The sequence below is a fragment of the Oxalobacter paeniformigenes genome (genome assembly GCF_027158465.1).
Lineage (GTDB): Bacteria > Pseudomonadota > Gammaproteobacteria > Burkholderiales > Burkholderiaceae_D > Oxalobacter > Oxalobacter paeniformigenes.
On the sequence record NZ_JAMKYL010000003.1, the window covers coordinates 170,545 to 188,207 of the forward strand.

Genomic DNA, 17,663 nt, shown 5'->3' on the forward strand with positions numbered 1-17,663 from the left:
TGACAAGCGTGCATCGAGGTGTCCCATAGCGCATACATGAAGCGTGTAAGGTATGCGCAAGGGGGACGCGCATGACAGTAGAATCCATCGCACGAAAAGCCGGGCCATACGAGTTCACGGAAGGCGCATCGTATCCGTTTTATTTCAAGATTTTTGAGAAAACGGACGTGTACGTCGTCGTGACAGACGATACCGGTGTAGAAACGACAATCGAGGCCGACACTGATTATCGTGTCGTCATGAATGAAAATCAGGATAGTGATGCTGGCGGATATGTCACTTTGTTGAAGGACTACACCGGCAGCAAAATCACGATTGGCAGTCAGGTACCTTACGATCAGGGCGTAAATATCACGAGCAAGGGCGGGTTTTATCCGAGTACGCTCAACAAGGCATATGACAAGCTGACCATCCTCTGTCAGCAACTGCTGGAGCAAGTATCGCGCTGTATCAAGGTCAACATATCGTCAGGTGTGTCGGCAGACGAGTACAAGGATGAGCTGGAAGGTCTTGTCAATCAGTCTGTATCCAGTGCGGCCAGTGCTGCAGCGTCCGCACAGCAGGCGGCAACAGATAGCGCTCAAGCGGTATCAGATTCAGCCACTGCATTATCGCGATCGACAACAGCGCTTACGCAATCCGGCACCGCGCTATCGCAATCGACTACCGCGCTATCGCAATCAACGGATGCGGTCAACAGCATTCAACCTGCACTTTCTGCCGCGCAGCAAGCGTCCAACGATGCGGCAGAAGCGGTAACGAAATCTGAACAGGCGCTTGCAGAAACCGCTGCAATCGACAGCAAGGTGGAGCAGGCTGTCAATGATGCGATTTCTGGTGTGATCATCCCTGGCTTGTCCAAAGAGACCATTACAGGCGCACTGGGATACGTCCCGTATGACGGACAAACCAACAGCAACGACTTCGCCACGAATGCGGAAGTCGCCGAAGCGATTGCCGCCATCCCTGGCTTGTCCAAAGAGACCATTACAGGCGCACTGGGATACGTCCCGTATGACGGACAAACCAACAGCAACGACTTCGCCACGAATGCGGAAGTCGCCGAAGCGATTGCCGCCATCCCGGAGTTGACCGCGGAGACCATCGAAAGCGCGTTGGGCTATATCCCGTATGACGCAGAGGCCAACAGCAAAGACTTCGCCACCGAACCGGAAGTCAGTCAAGCCATACAGCAAGCGGTGGACGCCATACCGGAACAAGTCAACGCCGACTGGAATGCCACCGAGGGGGCGGCGGCGATCCTCAACAAGCCGGTTCTGTCCGCGATAGCCACCAGCGGGAACTATGCCGATCTGGCAGGAAAACCGGCGACGGCAGGAATGCAAGTCTTTACGGAAAACGGCACCTTCACCGTACCGGAAGGCGTCACGGAATTGGCTGTTTACATCATCGGCGGCTCAGGCGGCGGAACAGGCGGATACGCATGGTAAAAAAAGGAGAATGATATGGCTTATTACCCAGGTAACGGACCAGGCGGCAAAGGAGCGGCAGTGCTTTATGTACTGAAAGCGACGCCCGGGCAGCAATTTCCGGTTGTCGTAGGCGCGGGCGGAGCAGGCGGCAGTCATGCAAATGTAAGCGGCTGGCAGACGTATATGAACGGCTCACCAGGCGGCGCCTCGTCATTCGGGACGGTCTCCGCTGAAGGTGGAAGCGGTGGCACGAGAAACCAGACAGGAGCAGCGGGCGAACATATCAACGCGGCGGGAGCAGACTTCGCGCATTTTCAAACAGGCAACAGTGGTTCGGGAGGTGCGGCAGCGGCACAGGAATGGGCATCAGGCGGCGCAGGGTCTGCCGGACTCGTGATTGTGACATGGTGGTGAAACATGAAATACGCACTGATCAAAAAAGGAACGAAAACCGTCATCAACGTCGTCGATACCGTCTTCGACGTTCCCGATGATTACAGCCTCATCGAATGCGGCGACGACGTACAGACAGGCACCATTTACGAAAACGGGGAATTTGTCGTACCCCAAACAACGGTGACGCTGGAAGAAGCGAAATCGGCAAAACTCACGGAAATCAACGCGGCTTGCGACAGCATCCTCAACGCCGCCATCAGCACCTACCCGGAAACCGAAGTACTGACCTTCGACCAGCAGACAAGCGAAGCCAACGCCTATCTGGTAAGCCAGAACCCTGCCGATGCCCCATTACTCACTGCACTGGCTGCCGGGCGCGGCATCACGCTGGACGATCTGGTACAGCGCGTCATCGCCAAGCACGACGCGTTTTCCCTGCTATCCGGCTACGTCATCGGGCAACGTCAGGCACTCGAAGACCGGCTGGAACTGTGCGAAACCGTCGGGGACGTGCAAGCCATCGACGTCACCATCACCTTGCCGGAGGCCGGAAATGCCGAAACGGCTTGAGCAAATTCCCATCGCGCTTGACCAGCTCGTCAACACGGTTTGCGGCGGCTGGGCGGACGAAACCATATCCAGCCGGGCATGGAGAAAGCGCGATGACGGCAGGGGATGGGCGTTGTTGCGGCGGGTGATCGACGCGCTTTTTTTCTGGCAGAAAGACCATTGCGAGAGCGCGTATCTGTCCGAGAAGAACCGCTTGCAGTGTCCGCCGGCGTTGAGGGGGCAGCCATGACACTGAAAGACGAACTGCCGCACGATCCGGAAGCGGCGCATGCGCTCATCCGGCAAAAACTGAACGAACATACCGAAGCGATCAAGGATGTGCAGCGGGAGAACATAGCGCAGAACATCAAGCTTGACCGCATCGATAATCAGTTGCGCGATGTCAAGAAAGATACCGAAGGTATTGTTGACGCGATTCAGGCGACAAGAACGCTCAGAAAAGTTCTCGTGTGGTTGGCCAGCATTATCGGTTCTGGTTACACGATCTGGGAAGTGTACAAGTATTTTCTGGGCAAATGATGAATAACCGTATCAAAAAACTGACCATCGCCTCACTTGCCGCCATATCCATCTGCATACCGTTCGTCGTTAACTTCGAAGGGGATGAACCGGTCGGCTATGCCGATCCCGTCGGCATCCCGACAGCAGGCGTCGGACACACCGGGCCGGACGTCATCATCGGAAAATGGTACGACGAAGCGACCCGGCAAGGCTGGCTGAAAAACGATCTGGCCGAAGCCGCCGCGATCGTCGAACGATGCGCACCGTCAACCATCGACGTGTACCAGCGAGCCGCCTTCGTCTCATTCGCATACAACGTCGGCGCCGGAAAAAAAGGCGTGAAAGACGGGTTTTGCGTCCTCAAAAACGGCAATACACCGACCCACATCAAACGGGCCAGAGCAAAAGACAAAGCCGGAGCCTGCAAGGCATTGTTGTCCTGGACGAAAGCAGGCGGAAAAGTCCTGCCCGGACTGGTCAAACGCCGGAAAGCGGAATACGAACTGTGCATGACGGAAGACGAAACATGAAACAGAACATCATCATCGCGGCATGCCTGATCGCCGGATTCACGGCAGGATGGATTGCCAACGGGTGGCGTATGTCCGCCGATTCAACTACCGAGAAACTCTCGGCAGTTCAAGCAGAAGCCGACCATTTTCGTGACGCCACGAAAATGATCAACGACAGTGTCAACGAGTATTTAAGAAATACTGAACAACTGGAAAAGAGAATCGCCGAACTGAAAAAGGAACTGGCTCATGCGAAGAAAAACAATCCTGTCCCTGTTGAGTGCCGTCCTGATCTTGATCGGTTGCGCATCCTCGCCGAAGCCGTCCATACAGCCAACCGTGCCGCCGCTGGACAGTAGTCTGGCTGCTGACTGTAAGGCGTTGCCGGAGCCACCGGACGGGGATTATGACGAGCTTACAGGCTGGATGGTGGATGTGATCGGTATGTATGGGGAGTGCGCGGCAAGACACAAGACAATGGTGAGAGTATGGGAAACACTATGAAGAAGCAAGTATATACATACTTTGTTTGTTAATTATCTATTGTGTTCTTAATTAAATAGTGCGAAAATGACAAAGCTGACTCGTGAAGGACACAGGCTGGGTTCCCTAATGGGAGTAGGCGTTTTCGCTTAGAATTCCTTTGCCCCTGGGGTCGGCACCCTACAATCTTTTTTTGTCAGGTTCCTCTTTATGTTATCCAGAATATTTTCTGGATCTTTTTTTATCTCTTCAACAATGAGTTCAATCGCCGCATTTGAGTAAGAATAGCTTGGCTGCTTGAAATGTTTATGTGTGTAACATAATTTTTCCTGTGATTTGATGTCATAATAGCTATTAAACATATTGAAATGCGAAATATTAAATTTATCAATAATATCGCCTTTATACATTATGGAAATGTTCTGTCTCTTAAGGCGTTTTGTTACTTCTTCGCATAATTTCCTTGCTGTAAATTTGTGTGTTTCGTTTGGGTCTTTTAATTCTTTAATGATTCGACAAGGAATTTCAGAAGTTTTATCAATTGAAATAATACCTGATGCTTTTGATTTATCTTTCGTTATGTAATATTCGTGACGAATTGTTATTGCAAACTTATCATTGTTTCCACTCATTAAATTTAAGATATCTTCATTTGTATCAATAAGTTTTTTTGATATCTTTTCTGGATACTTGGATTTTACTTCCTCCTTTTTCATAGAATTAAGTGAGACGAGCAAATTTACAAAGTGATCAGGAATAATTTCTATTACATCAACTTGGTGGAATTGATTCAGCTTTGCTATGAAGTTTAGGACGCATGCCTGAAATAATGGTGCATAAACCATCTCATACTCTTCAGTAATGAAGTGGGTACTGGTATTTCTTAACTCAATTATTTTTTCAAGGTTAATCCGTAATGGATCCTTATTGTTTGTAAATATTATTTTTATGCAATTTTCAAGATTTATTGTTCTATTTTGATTATCTTTGTAATAGATGCTATCTTCTCCAACAGTTTTTATAAGATGAGCCTTTAGCATGAGTTCCCATGCATTGCATATGAAGAAAGAAAATCCTTCTACACGATACTTAATCGTTGGTTTGTTGTATATCTCAATTGAGAGTATGAATGCTTCTATTGACTTTCGAATAAGGTAATCTTGAATTTCCATCATTGCATATTCTCACTTTTTTATGGCATCCTAGTGTACTCTCTGCTTATATGAGGCCGTGAATAGGAAAACCTGCAAACTGATGGGTCGAAATGACCGCATTAATTAAGAGATATTTTCAGTATGCACAACAGACGAGTTGTTTGTCAAATACTAATTGTTTCAGCATGAGTTACAATTCTTTGCAATGATTTTTGTCTATCTCTCAAGTTGGTAGCACGCCCCCGCAACCAGTTTGATACGCCGCTGAATTTTTAGCGACGTTTTTGTTTTGTCCGTATGACACACAAGCTAACCCGGTGTCGGCGCCCGTTTTGTAGCTTATCGGGCGATCAGGCGTCTGGGAGACGGGGATTATGATCTGGGAATACAGCGTCTGGAAATGTTCGATGATTTTTCTTCAAAGCTGAGGGATCTCAACAGGGAACGGAAAGAGGCGGAACGGTCGGGAGACAAGGCGTGGGGCAGGGCGGTCGAGGCGGAGAGGAAGGCAGTGTTTATGCGATTTGGAAAATGAAAGTTTTCCTGCGACCAATCATTTTCGTGTCGTCTGGCATTTTCCCAGAAAGCATCATTTCGAGCGTTTGGCGAATCTTTTTTCTTTCGTTGCGTTTCGACAGACGCGATGCTGACCATCCTTGCAATTTCTCTTTGTTCGCTTTTTGTTTGTCATGTCAACAAAAAAGCCCCCGAATTTTCGGAGGCTTTGTTTATGGATAAATTTATCCATTTTGGAGATTTACTCTAATATTTTTACAGTCAGCTACAACAGTTTTAACCCACGCACCCGCGAGGGGTGCGACGTGTAGGTCATCATTTCGCTCTTCCGAATCCCAGACGATTCGTCAATGCCGTCATACACGCATCGAATAACTGTCTGATCTTTGCAATATTCACCCAACCCGGGTCAGAAATGATTTTGGTAACCGTATCGAACGGGTCTGGCATTGGCGTGATCTGTACTTTTCCCTCATGACTGATATTCAAAACAAACTGATAACGCCACAACGAACCAGCCAACAGTCCCGCCAATACATCAGCCGGAATATCCATAGTCGGCGTGTCCGTACCATCTCTGACCGCCTTGCGGAAATCATCGAAATACTGGAGCGCGATCTGCCGGGTTCGGACAATATAATCCGGATCGAAAAGATCGATGTTCCTGTTTTCCTGCTTCGGTAATGCTGGCACAGGTTCAGGCATGGTCTTGATGTATTCGCATGCTTCCCCAAACCGGTTTGCAGGCAAGTCCTTGTAGCTGGCCAGTCTGAAATGATTGTTGAAACGTGACCATGCGTAGGGGCGATCTTTGCCGGATGGGAAACGCTCTGCGATGAGGGTGGACAGTTCGCCTTGTTGTGCTTTGGTGATGGTCAGCGAATAGGAGCCGGTTTTCCGGATTGCAGGCAGGACTTCGGACGTGACCCATTTCCGGAAGCGTTTTGCTTCGGGCTTGCGAGAACGCAGAATCAGGGCATACAGGCCGGATTCGTTGATGATTGTTGATTTCTGTTTTCCGCCAAGGGTGTCGGTAATACCGACATCCTTTTCGTCATCATCCAGCGTTGATACGGCATCGCGTGGATTCTTGATGTCCAGCACAGCACATACATCAGCAGCGACAAACCAGATTTCGCCATTGCGATTGATGGCACGGACAGGGAAATTTTCAAAAGAAAAGGATGCTACGGACGTAGCAATAGAATGAGACATGGTATCTCTCCTGTAGCAAGTTTTTTGACACTGCCATCCCCGACGCCAATCAGGGGTGGCAGAACTGTACAGGTTGGCGTACCGCGCTACAGGGAACGGCGTGTCCGAAGACACCCCATACAGCCCCGCCATAGGAGAGACATTGCGCACAAAAAAACCGCACAAAACAGGGTTAAGGCGGCGTGCGCCTGTAGTCATCGGGACGCCAATCCCGGCACCGTCTTTTTCCGGTGCAGAATCAGTATGCCGTGCCTGTGCAGTCCTTGTCAAATGCGCATTGCCGACGGTGTATATGCTGCCAACCGTACCGCCGCCTCAGAAACGTTGAGACATAGCATTGATGGAAAGCCAGAGCCGGAAGCTCTGGAAATATGCGAAAAAGCGTTTAGACATGGGCGACGCTCCCCTACGACAGATTTTCGTTCATGTCTAAACATATTTACAGATAAGCTGTTAATTTTTATCTATTTTCGACTTTTTGCGTTAAAATAACGCCGTTTTTACCAAATACATGATCCGGCGCCTGTCATGTCCAGAGCGACGGAACGGAATTTTTTGTTTATTGTTCAATCCATTTTTTACCTATTTTTATGAAAACTGCACAAGAAGTACGCGCTGGCAATGTCGTCATGGTCAATAACGAACCGATGGTTGTTCTGAAATCGGAATACAGCAAATCAGGACGCAATGCCTCTGTCTGCAAGATGAAAATGAAAAATCTGCTTAACGGTTCCAACATGGAAGCCGTTTATCGTGCAGATGACAAGTTCGATGTTGTCGTACTGGACAAGAAGGAAGTCACGTATTCCTATTTTTCCGATCCGCATTATGTTCTGATGGACGCGGAATACAACCAGTACGAAGTCGATGCAGAAAACATGGGCGACGCGCTGAATTACATCGAAGACGGTATGCCGTGCGAAGTTGTTTTCTACAACGACCGTGCCATTTCCGTCGAATTGCCCAATACGGTGATCCGTGAAGTTGTCTATACCGAACCGGCCGTCAAGGGTGATACGTCTTCCGGCAAGGTCATGAAGTCCGCCAAACTGGCAACCGGTTTCGAAATCCAGGTTCCGCTGTTTGTCGAAATCGGCGACAAGATCGAAATCGATACCCGTACCGGTGAATACCGCAGCCGTAGCAAATAAGGATTGTCAGGACGAAACGACCTGTCGTCTGTTCCGGAAACGGCACGCGCTGGCGTGCCGTTTTTCTTGAAAACAGCAGGAAATCTTACAGGCCAGTACTGGCAATCATTCACCTATCACCAATATTGAACAAGGAACCGATATGGCAGTCCGCAGCATGACCGCTTACGCCACGACATCGCTTGAAACCGTGGCAGGAACGCTTACGATCGAACTGAAAAGCGTCAATTCGCGTTTTCTGGATTTGCAGTTCAGAATGAATGACGAGTTCAGGGCGTATGAACCGTTTTTCCGTGAATCCATCATGCAAAATATCCGGCGCGGGAAGGTGGAATGCCGTTTGTCTTTTGCCAGGGGGACGCAAAATCCGTCTGCCATGAAGCTCAATCAGGCGCTGTTGCAGGAACTGTCAGGCTTGCAGCGCGAGATCAGGGAACAGTATCCGGAAGCGCAGGCGATGACGGTGAACGAATTGTTGCGCTGGCCGGGTATGATCGAGGAAACTTCTCCCGATCAGGAAACATTGCAACAGCAGGTCAGACAGGCGATGGCTGATACGCTCGATACGTTTACTGCCGAACGGGAACGGGAGGGGGCGGCATTGACCAAAACACTGGTTGATCGGGTTGTCGCGATGCAGCATATCGTCGGGCAAATCGAGCCGCTGATTCCGAAGATGGTCGAACAGTTCAAACAGAAAGCCATCGAACGGATGCAGGAAGCGCTGGGTGTGGCGATCGAAGGCAATTCTGCAGCGACGATGACGCAGCAGGAAGCTGCTGAACGGATCCGTCAGGAAGTGACGTTATATGGCATGCGGATTGATGTGGCGGAAGAACTGTCACGCCTGAAAATCCATCTGGATGAAACGCGCTCCATTCTGGAAAAAGGCGGGCTGGTCGGCAAGCGTATGGATTTCATGTTGCAGGAACTGAATCGCGAAGCCAATACGCTGGGCTCCAAGGCGGCGATCAAGGAATTGTCCGATGCATCCATGGAACTGAAACTGTTGATCGAGCAGATACGGGAACAGGTCCAGAATCTGGAATGATGTTCGTGTTTCATTTGCAAGCGGGATGTTTTCGCATCCCGCTTTTTTATTGTGTACCGTAGCAGGCGAAACGGCAAATCGGAAGGCGTGATGAGTAGGCAAGCGATACCACTGTCAATGGGGTGTGAGCTGTATGGCTGTTTTACCGTTGACGATGACATATAATGGCTTTCCTGAAAAACCGGCTTGCCGGTGAATGAACAATACGGTTGATAGAATATCGGAGTGCAAAAATGGCGAATGTCGGCAAAACTGTGATGGTGACCGGTGCTGCGGGGTATATCGGTTCACATACCTGTGTGGAACTGCTGGAAGCGGGGTATGACGTGGTTGCCGTGGACAATCTGTGCAACAGTTCCCGCAAGTCGCTGGAACGGGTGCAGCAAATCACCGGAAAAACGCTGGTTTTCCATGAGGCGGATATCCGTGATACGGAAGCAATGGAAAAAATATTCGCACAGTCCACCGTCGATGCCATCATTCATTTCGCCGGATTGAAAGCGGTCGGTGAGTCCGTGGCGAAGCCGCTGATGTATTACGATAACAATGTCGCCGGTACGGTCGCGCTGTTGCAGGTGGCGCAAAAAGCCGGTGTCCGCCATTTTGTGTTCAGTTCGTCGGCGACGGTTTACGGCGATCCGGATTATTCACCGGTACCCGAAACGGCCAGATTGTCTGTCGCCAACCCGTATGGTCGTTCGAAACTGATGATCGAGGAAATCCTGAATGATCTGTCGTTTTCCGATTCCTCATGGGCGGTTGCCATATTGCGTTATTTCAATCCTGTCGGGGCGCACCCCAGCGGACTGATCGGAGAGGATCCTCACGGTATCCCGAACAATCTCATGCCGTATGTCGCACAGGTCGCGGTCGGACGGCTCAAGGAACTGGCGGTATTCGGCGACGATTATCCGACAAAGGATGGTACCGGTGTCCGGGATTATATTCATGTCATGGATCTGGCACGCGGACATGTGGATGCACTGGCATACCTGTTCCGTGAACACAAGGGATTTACCGTCAATCTGGGAACGGGAGTCGGGTACAGTGTACTGGATGTCGTCCATGCCTTTGAAAAGGCTTGCGGAAAACCGGTTCCGTACCGGATTGCACCGAGACGTGCCGGCGATGTGCCGCTGTATTATGCTGATCCGTCCCTGGCGGCATCGCTTCTGGGTTGGAAAGCACGCTATGGTCTGGATGAGATGTGCCGCGATTACTGGAACTGGCAAAGTAGCAATCCGAACGGGTATATCTGAAAGAGACGGCCTCGTGGTAAGGAGGTGACCGCTTTTGTGCCGGACGATGGCGAGCCGGAAAATCGTCTGTGTTTTTCGCCGCCGGATGATAATCATCGCGCCGGTGTATTGCCGGCTGGCAAAGTCTGTTTCTGAAATGGTTATGAAAAATCCGGCAAATACTTTGGCATTTGCCGGATGGAGCGGATTTCACGCGGGATTTACAGAACGCTGGAGATTGCGTTGACGACGTAATCCAGGTTGTGCGAATTGAGTGCTGCCACGCAGACACGTCCCGTGCTGACGATATAAACCGAAAATTCGTTTTTCAGGCGCTCGACCTGTTCAGGGGTCAGGCCTGAATAGGAGAACATGCCGTTCTGGCGGGTGATGAAGCTGAAATCCTGGCCGTATTTCCGTGCCGTCAGCTCATCGGCGAGTTTGTGTCGCATTTCGTGGATACGCACACGCATACTGGTCAGTTCGTTTTCCCACATCTGGCGCAGTTCCGGATTGGCCAGTACCGTCGCAACGATTTTCGCGCCGTAAATCGGCGGGTTGGAATAGTTGGTCCGGATGATGCGTTTGAGCTGTGACAAGGTACGTGCTGCTTCATCCGCGTTGCCGGCGACGATGCTGAATGCGCCGACACGTTCGCCATACAGGGAGAAGGATTTCGAGAAGGAATTGGATACCAGTACTGGCGTATATTGCGACGAGAACCGGCGAACGATCCGGCCATCGGATTCGATACCTTCCGAAAAGCCCTGATAGGCCATGTCAAGGAACGGAATGAGTTTGCGGGTTTTGACGATGTCGATGATTTCATCCCATTGCGCATCCGACAGGTCGGCTCCGGTCGGATTGTGGCAGCATGCGTGCAATACGATGATCGAGCCGGCAGGCAGTGCCTTGAGGGTATCGCTCATGCCGGAAAAGTCCACGCCGCGGGTGGCCGGATCATAGTAGGGATAGGTATTGACCTTGAATCCGGCATATTCGAACAGGGCGCGGTGATTTTCCCAGCTGGGATCACTGATCCAGACTTGCGAACCCGGAGAGAAACGCCTGAGAAAGTCGGCACCGATTTTCAGTGCGCCGGTTCCGCCGATGGCTTGTACCGTGGCGACCCGTTTCTGGCTGACGACATCGCTTGTTTCACCGAATACCAGCTTTTGGACGGCGTTGTCATACAGCGGCAGACCGTCGATCGGCAGATAGGTATGCGGGCTGCCTAATGCGGTGATCTGCTTTTCGGCTTCCTGAACGCATTTAAGCAGGGGAACCTTGCCGTTGTCGTCATAATAGACACCGACACCGAGATTGATTTTGTTCGGGTTGGTATCGGCATGAAAAGCTTCGGTGATACCCAGAATGGGATCGCGTGGTGCCATCGGAATGGCGGAAAAGATTGTTTCCGGAATAGATTGGTTCATCGTGTTAACATTCAATATCTAGTGCAAGATGCAATCCGCATCATCGTGCATGAAGCAACCGGTGCAGAGCGAAAAAACAAAATTTTTTTGCTTTTTCCAACGGCTAACATCTTATCAAAGGTAAGAACTCATGTCTCACTTATCGCTTATTTCTTCAAAAAAAGATGACGGAAAAGTCGTTACTTTCCCGAATTCCCCTTTCAGATTGCATCAACCTTTTCCGCCGTCAGGCGATCAGCCCGAAGCGATCGACAAGCTGGTGGAAGGCATAGACGACGGCTTGTCGTTCCAGACATTGCTTGGTGTGACGGGGTCTGGCAAGACGTATACGATGGCCAATGTAATTGCACGTCTGGGACGTCCAGCGATCGTGTTCGCGCCGAACAAGACGCTGGCTGCGCAGCTTTACAGTGAATTCCGTGAGTTTTTCCCGGAAAATGCCGTGGAATATTTCGTCAGCTATTACGATTATTACCAGCCGGAGGCCTATGTTCCCCAGCGCGACTTGTTCATCGAGAAGGATTCGGCGATCAACGAGCATATCGAACAGATGCGCCTGTCGTGTACCAAGTCGCTCATGGAACGACGTGATGTAGTGATCGTGGCGACGGTATCGGCCATTTACGGTATCGGCAATCCGAACGAATACCATCAGATGATCCTGACCTTGCGCACACATGACAGAATGCCGTACCGCGATGTGATCGCACGGCTTGTCCAGATGCAGTACAAGCGCAATGATATGGAATTTGCCCGTGGAACGTTTCGTGTGCGCGGCGACACGATCGACGTGTTTCCTGCCGAAAACGCCGATTATGCATTGCGTATCGAAATGTTCGATGACGAGGTCGAAAGCCTGCATTTCTTCGACCCGTTGACAGGCAAGGTGTTGCAGAAAATTCCGCGTTTTACGATTTATCCGGGTTCGCATTACGTCACACCGCGTGCAACGGTCTTGCGTGCAATCGAGACGATCAAGGACGAGTTGCGCGAGCGGAAGGAGTGGTTCCGCAAAAACGGCAAGTATGTCGAGGAGCAGCGTATCGACCAGCGGACCCGTTTCGATCTGGAAATGCTGCATGAACTGGGATTCACGAAGGGAATCGAAAATTATTCGCGTCATCTGACCGGCATGAAACCCGGAGAACCGCCGCCGACACTCGTCGATTATCTGCCGAGCGATGCCTTGATGTTTCTGGATGAATCGCATGTCACGATCGGACAATTGAACGGTATGTACAACGGAGACCGTTCGCGCAAGACGAATCTGGTGGATTACGGTTTTCGTTTGCCGTCCGCGCTGGACAACCGTCCCTTGCGGTTCGACGAATTCGAAAGCAAGATGCGGCAGACGGTTTTCGTCTCCGCCACGCCGGCCGCTTACGAACTGTCGCATTCGGGACAGGTCGTCGAACAGCTGGTCCGCCCCACAGGACTCGTCGATCCGGCTATCGAAGTCAGACCGGCGGAGACGCAGGTCGATGATTTGCTTTCGGAAATTCATGACCGTGTGGAAAAAGGCGAGCGGGTTCTGGTGACAACGCTGACCAAGCGCATGGCGGAGCAGTTGACGGAATTTCTGACCGAAAACGGGGTGCGTGTCCGTTATCTGCACAGCGATATCGATACGGTCGAGCGGGTAGAAATCGTCCGGGACTTGCGTCTGGGCACATTCGATGTGCTGGTCGGCATCAATTTGTTGCGCGAAGGGCTGGATATTCCGGAAGTGTCGCTGGTCGCGATTCTGGATGCGGACAAGGAAGGGTTTTTGCGTTCGGAACGCAGTCTGATCCAGACGATCGGGCGTGCGGCGCGCAATCTCAACGGTGCGGCGATTCTGTATGCCGATACGATGACCGATTCGATGAAACGGGCGATCGACGAAACGGAAAGGCGGCGGGCAAAGCAGTTGGCTTATAACGAACAACACCAGATTACGCCGTCTGGCATCATGAAAGAAGTTCGGGATCTGATCGACGGGGTATTCCATCCGCAGGATCGTTTGCAAGAACCGCATGTCGCCAGCGAACAGGCGCAATATGAGGTGATGTCCGAAAAAGAATTGAGTCGTGAAATCCGGAAACTGGAAAAACAAATGGCCGATTACGCAAAAAATCTGGAATTCGAAAAGGCGGCGAAAGCGCGGGATCAGCTGCATGTCTTGCGCGAACGTGCGTTCGGCGCGGCAGTGATCGACAGGATAAGACTGGAAGCGGCGGGCAAAGCCGGCAAGACCGGAAAGGCAGGTAAAAAATGACGAATTTTCCGGAATTCATCGAAAAAACGCTAGAAAGAGTGCATTCCAGCTGGATACCGGTATTGCGTAATGGGCTGGCTGCGATTGCGCGACAGTCGCCGGATTATCTGGAAACACTGGCGGACGATGTTTTTTTGCCGACCGGCAACAGGCTTTTTGCCGCGTTTTCACAGCCGATGGATGCGGTGCGGTATGTGCTGGTGGGTGAAGGGCCTTATCCCAGAGCGGAAAGCGCATCAGGTTATTGTTTCATGGATGCGGCCGTTACGGACTTGTGGTCGGAAAACGGTTTGTCCAAACCGGTCAACCGGGCGACTTCATTGCGGAATTTCATCAAGATGCTATGTGTCGCCGAAGGCAAGCTGGCAATCGATAATACAGGCAGCGAGGCAATGAAAGCGGTTGCACGGCAGGCACTTGTCGAAGGGGCGCCGTATATCCGGACGCTGGATGAAATGCAGGAAACGATGCTGGAGAAAGGGTTTTTACTGTTGAATGCCGCGCTGGTGTACCGGCAGCATGTTCCTGCGGCACGTGAGGCGCGTGCATGGCAACCGTTTTTTCATGTGGTGCTGGACGCATTGGCTTCGGCTAGCCGGAACCGGCAGGAAAAGATTGTGCTGGTGCTTTGGGGAAAAATGGCCGAAAAACTGTTGTCGCTTCCGTTGGCGGATTCGTTCGACTGCAAGGTATCGGAACATCCGTACAATTTGTCTTTTATCGGAAACCGGACCATGCAATCGCTGTTTTGGCCGATGGCGCTTCTGTACAGGCAGGGAAAACGGCCGGATAGCCAGAATGGAGTCAATTAACGGTTTTCATTCTTTTTATTCGGTGGCATTATTGAACCATCTGTCAATCTTCATGAAACGAGAAAATGTCTAATTCCCAAATCATCCGTTCCAATGGCCGTCCGCTGGATGCCATGCGTTCTATCGAATTTATCCGCAACTACACCAAATATGCCGAAGGTTCCGTATTGACGGTGTTCGGCGATACCAAAGTGATCTGTACCGCCAGTATTGAAGAATCGGTGCCGCCTTTTCTGCGGGGAAGGGGACGCGGATGGCTGACGGCGGAATACAGCATGTTGCCGCGTTCGACACATACCCGTATGGAACGTGAAGCGGTTCGCGGACGCCAGTCGGGACGGACACAGGAAATCCAGCGTCTGATCGGTCGTTCGATCCGTGCGGCGTTCGATCTCAATGCATTCGGTGAACGGACACTGAAGCTGGACTGCGATGTGATTCAGGCAGACGGCGGTACCCGTACCGCTTCGATCAGCGGGGTCATGATCGCTGCCTATGATGCGTTTTCTCTGATGGTGGAAGAGGGACTGATCGAAAAAGTACCGCTGCGCCATTTCGTCGCTGCGATTTCGGTTGGCATCAGTCAGGGTGTTCCGATGCTGGATCTGGATTATCAGGAAGACAGTTCATGCGATACGGACATGAATGTCGTGATGACGGAATCGGGTGACTTCGTCGAAATCCAGGGAACGGCGGAAGGCGGTGCTTTCAGTCATGCGATGCTTGGCGAAATGCTCGGTATGGCACAAAAGGGCATCGGAGAACTGATCCACATGCAAAAACGGGTACTCGGACTGGAAGAATACTGAAACCGGCGGATTCCTATGACCAAAGAAATTGTGCTGGCTTCCGGCAATCCCGGAAAGCTCAGGGAATTCCGCCAGATGCTCGAACCGGCGGGCTATCGTGTCGTTCCACAGTCGGACTATCAGGTCAGCGAGGCAGATGAGCCTTATTTCACTTTTGTGGAAAATGCACTTGCCAAGGCGCGTCATGTCGCAAGACAGACCGGAAAACCGGCATTGGCCGATGATTCCGGTCTTTGTGTGAATGTACTTGGCGGCAGGCCCGGTGTGCTCTCGGCGCGCTATGCCGGAGAACCCAAATCAGATGATCGCAACAATGCATTGCTGATACGGGAGTTGTCCGGAATAGAGGACCGGTCGGCCAATTATTATTGCGTGCTGGTTTATGTGCGTTTCGCAGATGATCCGCAGCCGGTGATCGCGGATGGACGCTGGTTCGGCAAAATCATTGATCATCCCAAAGGTACCAACGGTTTCGGTTACGACCCGTATTTCTGGCTGCCGGAATTCGGCAAAACGGCTGCCGAGCTGACGCCTGAAGAAAAAAACAGCCATTCCCACCGCGGTATGGCGTTACGCTCGCTTCTGGAGAAATTATCGTGATTCCGATCAGGCCGGTGACGGCAAACAGGGTTGTCACAAGGGATACAGGTAAAACGGATGGGGGCAATACACCACATTTCGATGTGTTGCCACCGCTTGCACTGTATATCCATATTCCATGGTGTATTCGCAAATGCCCGTATTGTGATTTTTACTCACATGAAAAACATTCGGTTTTACCTGAAAGCGACTATCTGGATGTTTTGAGGCGTGATCTGGAATTGTCGTTGCCCATGATCTGGGGGCGCAAGGTTTCGAGTATTTTCATCGGTGGCGGAACCCCCAGTCTGCTTTCGGCTGCCGGTGTCGACAAGCTGCTTTCATTTGTCCGCGAATGTTTGCCGGTATTGCCGGATGCGGAAATTTCGATGGAAGCGAATCCGGGTACTTTTGAGGCAGGACGTTTCAAGTCCTACCGGGAAAGCGGTATCAACCGGCTTTCCATCGGGATTCAGAGTTTCAATCAGGAACTTTTGCATAAGCTCGGGCGTATCCATGACGCGGATGAAGCCAGAAATGCAGTAGAAATCGCACAGCGGTATTTCGACAATGTCAATCTGGATCTGATGTATGGTTTGCCGGAACAGACGCAGATGCAGTTGCAGGAGGATATTTCGACAGCGCTTTCTTTCGGAACGCAACATTTGTCGCTGTATCAGCTGACGATCGAACCGAATACCTATTACTTCAAGCATCCGCCTGCCTTGCCTGACGAAGACGTGGTTGACGGCATGCAAAAATGGCTGGAAGAGGCGACGGCGGATGCCGGTTTTTCTCATTATGAGGTTTCCGCTTATGCGCGGAGCGGACGGCAATGCTGGCACAACAGGAATTACTGGCTTTTCGGCGATTATCTGGGTATCGGTGCAGCAGCACACTCGAAAATCACCTTGCCGGACCAGCGTGTTGTCCGGCAAATGCGATTACGCAATCCTGAACTGTATATGCGCAATATCGCACAAGGCATTCCGCTGGAAGAACAGTTCGATGTGCCGGCTGCCGACCTCGGTTTCGAATTCATGCTCAATGCTTTGCGGTTGATGGACGGTTTTTCATCTGTCCTGTTTACGGAAAGAACCGGTTTGCCGATTTCGATACTCGACAAACCATTGGAAAAAGCGTCCGGACTCGGCCTTCTGGAAGTCTCACCTGTCCATATCCAGCCTACGGCACTGGGCAAGCGCTTTCTGAACGACTTGCAGCAGATTTTCCTGCCGGATTGATGTATGCATGCAATTGGCACATGACTGACGCTGATAAAAATGCGTCATGGTGTGTGCTATGCAGGTAATGATGCAGTGACAGGAGAGGGAAAATTTGTCGCCGAAATGCAAGCTGTCAGGGATACTGGCGGAAGGGGTGGGATTCGAACCCACGGATGCTTGCACATCGCCGGTTTTCAAGACCGGTGCATTAGACCACTCTGCCACCCTTCCGGAAAAAAGAAAATTATACAGGAAGTTTTCACCCATGCGCGAGTTTGTATGGCTTGAATTTGATCGAAGTGTGTCAAATGTGTGCTCACGCCT

At 51.2% G+C, this 17,663-nt stretch carries 19 protein-coding genes and 1 tRNA gene; 16 read left to right on the top strand and 4 right to left on the bottom strand.

The window, feature by feature from the left end:
• Positions 1 to 71: 71 nt before the first annotated feature.
• From NAI64_RS05795 to lysC, 8 genes are read left to right on the top strand one after another with little or no spacing between them, the layout of a single operon-like run.
• On the top strand, positions 72 to 1,451 hold the full coding sequence (locus NAI64_RS05795) for a hypothetical protein (protein WP_269298671.1): 1,380 nt from the start codon (positions 72 to 74) through the stop codon (positions 1,449 to 1,451).
• Positions 1,452 to 1,466: 15 nt separating this feature from the next.
• Entirely contained in the window at positions 1,467 to 1,847 is a 381-nt protein-coding gene (locus NAI64_RS05800) for a glycine-rich domain-containing protein (RefSeq protein ID WP_269298672.1), read from the top strand.
• A 3-nt stretch (positions 1,848 to 1,850) separates the two neighbouring features.
• Complete coding sequence (locus NAI64_RS05805; RefSeq protein ID WP_269298674.1) at positions 1,851 to 2,399, top strand: hypothetical protein; 549 nt, start codon at positions 1,851 to 1,853, stop codon at positions 2,397 to 2,399.
• On the top strand, positions 2,383 to 2,628 hold the full coding sequence (locus NAI64_RS05810) for a hypothetical protein (RefSeq protein ID WP_269298676.1): 246 nt from the start codon (positions 2,383 to 2,385) through the stop codon (positions 2,626 to 2,628). Before NAI64_RS05805 ends, NAI64_RS05810 begins: the two co-directional genes overlap by 17 nt.
• Positions 2,625 to 2,918: a hypothetical protein gene (locus NAI64_RS05815; protein WP_269298678.1), complete on the top strand. Its 294-nt coding sequence runs from the start codon at positions 2,625 to 2,627 to the stop codon at positions 2,916 to 2,918. Before NAI64_RS05810 ends, NAI64_RS05815 begins: the two co-directional genes overlap by 4 nt.
• Positions 2,918 to 3,430: a lysozyme gene (locus NAI64_RS05820; RefSeq protein ID WP_269298679.1), complete on the top strand. Its 513-nt coding sequence runs from the start codon at positions 2,918 to 2,920 to the stop codon at positions 3,428 to 3,430. Before NAI64_RS05815 ends, NAI64_RS05820 begins: the two co-directional genes overlap by 1 nt.
• Positions 3,427 to 3,771, top strand: coding sequence for a hypothetical protein (locus NAI64_RS05825; protein ID WP_269298681.1), 345 nt, complete (start codon positions 3,427 to 3,429; stop codon positions 3,769 to 3,771). Before NAI64_RS05820 ends, NAI64_RS05825 begins: the two co-directional genes overlap by 4 nt.
• Positions 3,662 to 3,916: an Rz1-like lysis system protein LysC gene (gene lysC / locus NAI64_RS09115; protein ID WP_456238719.1), complete on the top strand. Its 255-nt coding sequence runs from the start codon at positions 3,662 to 3,664 to the stop codon at positions 3,914 to 3,916. The genes NAI64_RS05825 and lysC overlap by 110 nt, the downstream gene beginning before the upstream one ends.
• Positions 3,917 to 4,044: 128 nt before the next feature.
• Here lysC and NAI64_RS05830 read toward each other — a convergent pair whose 3' ends face one another.
• Positions 4,045 to 5,070: a DUF3644 domain-containing protein gene (locus tag NAI64_RS05830; RefSeq protein WP_269298683.1), complete on the bottom strand. Its 1,026-nt coding sequence runs from the start codon at positions 5,068 to 5,070 to the stop codon at positions 4,045 to 4,047.
• Positions 5,071 to 5,880: 810 nt separating this feature from the next.
• Positions 5,881 to 6,780: a BRO family protein gene (locus NAI64_RS05835; protein WP_269298685.1), complete on the bottom strand. Its 900-nt coding sequence runs from the start codon at positions 6,778 to 6,780 to the stop codon at positions 5,881 to 5,883.
• 590 nt (positions 6,781 to 7,370) lie between these two features.
• On the opposite strand from NAI64_RS05835, the gene efp reads away from it, so the two are divergent.
• The 3 genes from efp (at position 7,371) to galE (ending at position 10,241) form a co-directional block, all read left to right on the top strand.
• A complete protein-coding gene (efp, locus tag NAI64_RS05840) occupies positions 7,371 to 7,931 on the top strand; it encodes an elongation factor P (RefSeq protein WP_269298686.1) in 561 nt (186 codons plus the stop codon).
• Positions 7,932 to 8,073: 142 nt separating this feature from the next.
• Positions 8,074 to 8,982 (top strand): YicC/YloC family endoribonuclease, encoded by a 909-nt coding sequence (locus NAI64_RS05845; protein WP_269298687.1) that lies wholly within the window; start codon positions 8,074 to 8,076, stop codon positions 8,980 to 8,982.
• 233 nt (positions 8,983 to 9,215) lie between these two features.
• Positions 9,216 to 10,241, top strand: coding sequence for a UDP-glucose 4-epimerase GalE (galE, locus tag NAI64_RS05850; RefSeq protein ID WP_269298689.1), 1,026 nt, complete (start codon positions 9,216 to 9,218; stop codon positions 10,239 to 10,241).
• Positions 10,242 to 10,441: 200 nt separating this feature from the next.
• On the opposite strand, the gene NAI64_RS05855 is transcribed toward galE, so the two are convergent.
• Entirely contained in the window at positions 10,442 to 11,656 is a 1,215-nt protein-coding gene (locus NAI64_RS05855; RefSeq protein WP_269298691.1) for an amino acid aminotransferase, read from the bottom strand.
• 130 nt (positions 11,657 to 11,786) lie between these two features.
• Between NAI64_RS05855 and uvrB the strand changes: the two genes are divergently transcribed.
• The 5 genes from uvrB to hemW all read left to right on the top strand — a co-directional run bounded on the left by uvrB (position 11,787) and on the right by hemW (position 17,357).
• Positions 11,787 to 13,913: an excinuclease ABC subunit UvrB gene (gene uvrB, locus NAI64_RS05860; RefSeq protein ID WP_269298693.1), complete on the top strand. Its 2,127-nt coding sequence runs from the start codon at positions 11,787 to 11,789 to the stop codon at positions 13,911 to 13,913.
• Complete coding sequence (locus tag NAI64_RS05865) at positions 13,910 to 14,725, top strand: uracil-DNA glycosylase family protein (protein ID WP_269298695.1); 816 nt, start codon at positions 13,910 to 13,912, stop codon at positions 14,723 to 14,725. The genes uvrB and NAI64_RS05865 overlap by 4 nt, the downstream gene beginning before the upstream one ends.
• Before the next feature lie 65 nt (positions 14,726 to 14,790).
• The gene (gene rph, locus NAI64_RS05870) at positions 14,791 to 15,534 is read left to right on the top strand and encodes a ribonuclease PH (RefSeq protein WP_269298697.1); all 744 of its coding nucleotides are present in this window, start codon (positions 14,791 to 14,793) and stop codon (positions 15,532 to 15,534) included.
• A 15-nt stretch (positions 15,535 to 15,549) separates the two neighbouring features.
• On the top strand, positions 15,550 to 16,134 hold the full coding sequence (gene rdgB, locus NAI64_RS05875) for an RdgB/HAM1 family non-canonical purine NTP pyrophosphatase (RefSeq protein WP_269298699.1): 585 nt from the start codon (positions 15,550 to 15,552) through the stop codon (positions 16,132 to 16,134).
• Positions 16,131 to 17,357, top strand: coding sequence for a radical SAM family heme chaperone HemW (gene hemW, locus NAI64_RS05880; protein WP_269298701.1), 1,227 nt, complete (start codon positions 16,131 to 16,133; stop codon positions 17,355 to 17,357). Before rdgB ends, hemW begins: the two co-directional genes overlap by 4 nt.
• A 125-nt stretch (positions 17,358 to 17,482) precedes the next feature.
• Here the strand turns inward: hemW and NAI64_RS05885 are convergent.
• A tRNA-Ser gene (locus NAI64_RS05885) sits at positions 17,483 to 17,570 on the bottom strand.
• Between the last annotated feature and the right edge of the window lie 93 nt (positions 17,571 to 17,663).

Coding starts and splice junctions, on each gene's coding strand:
- NAI64_RS05795 (WP_269298671.1), top strand. CDS start 72: ATGACAGTAGAATCCATCGCACGAAAAGCCGGGCCATACGAGTTCACG.
- NAI64_RS05800 (WP_269298672.1), top strand. CDS start 1,467: ATGGCTTATTACCCAGGTAACGGACCAGGCGGCAAAGGAGCGGCAGTG.
- NAI64_RS05805 (WP_269298674.1), top strand. CDS start 1,851: ATGAAATACGCACTGATCAAAAAAGGAACGAAAACCGTCATCAACGTC.
- NAI64_RS05810 (WP_269298676.1), top strand. CDS start 2,383: ATGCCGAAACGGCTTGAGCAAATTCCCATCGCGCTTGACCAGCTCGTC.
- NAI64_RS05815 (WP_269298678.1), top strand. CDS start 2,625: ATGACACTGAAAGACGAACTGCCGCACGATCCGGAAGCGGCGCATGCG.
- NAI64_RS05820 (WP_269298679.1), top strand. CDS start 2,918: ATGAATAACCGTATCAAAAAACTGACCATCGCCTCACTTGCCGCCATA.
- NAI64_RS05825 (WP_269298681.1), top strand. CDS start 3,427: ATGAAACAGAACATCATCATCGCGGCATGCCTGATCGCCGGATTCACG.
- lysC (WP_456238719.1), top strand. CDS start 3,662: ATGCGAAGAAAAACAATCCTGTCCCTGTTGAGTGCCGTCCTGATCTTG.
- NAI64_RS05830 (WP_269298683.1), bottom strand. CDS start 5,070: ATGATGGAAATTCAAGATTACCTTATTCGAAAGTCAATAGAAGCATTC.
- NAI64_RS05835 (WP_269298685.1), bottom strand. CDS start 6,780: ATGTCTCATTCTATTGCTACGTCCGTAGCATCCTTTTCTTTTGAAAAT.
- efp (WP_269298686.1), top strand. CDS start 7,371: ATGAAAACTGCACAAGAAGTACGCGCTGGCAATGTCGTCATGGTCAAT.
- NAI64_RS05845 (WP_269298687.1), top strand. CDS start 8,074: ATGGCAGTCCGCAGCATGACCGCTTACGCCACGACATCGCTTGAAACC.
- galE (WP_269298689.1), top strand. CDS start 9,216: ATGGCGAATGTCGGCAAAACTGTGATGGTGACCGGTGCTGCGGGGTAT.
- NAI64_RS05855 (WP_269298691.1), bottom strand. CDS start 11,656: ATGAACCAATCTATTCCGGAAACAATCTTTTCCGCCATTCCGATGGCA.
- uvrB (WP_269298693.1), top strand. CDS start 11,787: ATGTCTCACTTATCGCTTATTTCTTCAAAAAAAGATGACGGAAAAGTC.
- NAI64_RS05865 (WP_269298695.1), top strand. CDS start 13,910: ATGACGAATTTTCCGGAATTCATCGAAAAAACGCTAGAAAGAGTGCAT.
- rph (WP_269298697.1), top strand. CDS start 14,791: ATGTCTAATTCCCAAATCATCCGTTCCAATGGCCGTCCGCTGGATGCC.
- rdgB (WP_269298699.1), top strand. CDS start 15,550: ATGACCAAAGAAATTGTGCTGGCTTCCGGCAATCCCGGAAAGCTCAGG.